This window comes from Adlercreutzia sp. DFI.6.23, from assembly GCF_024462535.1.
Classification (GTDB): domain Bacteria; phylum Actinomycetota; class Coriobacteriia; order Coriobacteriales; family Eggerthellaceae; genus Adlercreutzia; species Adlercreutzia rubneri.
Genome location: NZ_JANGBP010000268.1, coordinates 1 through 365, shown reverse-complemented (window position 1 = coordinate 365; position 365 = coordinate 1). Strand labels below are relative to the sequence as shown.

At 66.0% G+C, this 365-nt stretch carries 1 protein-coding gene; it reads right to left on the bottom strand.

What is annotated here, in order from left to right; translation table 11 throughout:
- Positions 1-321 (bottom strand): cation:proton antiporter (locus NE591_RS13315; RefSeq protein ID WP_256156870.1); only part of this gene is annotated, 321 nt, incomplete at its 3' end.
- Between the last annotated feature and the right edge of the window lie 44 nt (positions 322-365).

Below are 365 nucleotides of genomic sequence, written 5' to 3'. Positions count from 1 at the left end.
GCCGAGGCCATGAGCCAGCAGACCGCCTCCGTGCTCGTGGCCGCCGGCGGCGACAGCCACACTGGTGACGGCCACGATGATGGGAAGCGCCGTCGTGCAGTAGAAGGCGATGGTGAGCCGCTCGCGCACGTCCATGGTGCGCGACTCGCGTCCCGTGGAGAGGCCCACGAAGATGGGCAGCGCGCGCACGAACAGCAGAAGGAGGGTGAACAGCCCCAAAAGCTCCGGCTCGTCTCCGATGGCCCGCACGTCCACCTTCGCCCCGGACACCACGAAGAACAGCGGCACGAGGAAACCGTAGGCGATGGCGTTGTGCTTCATCCTGCGCTATCTCATTCCTGAGGGCGACCAGACCATGGAGATGA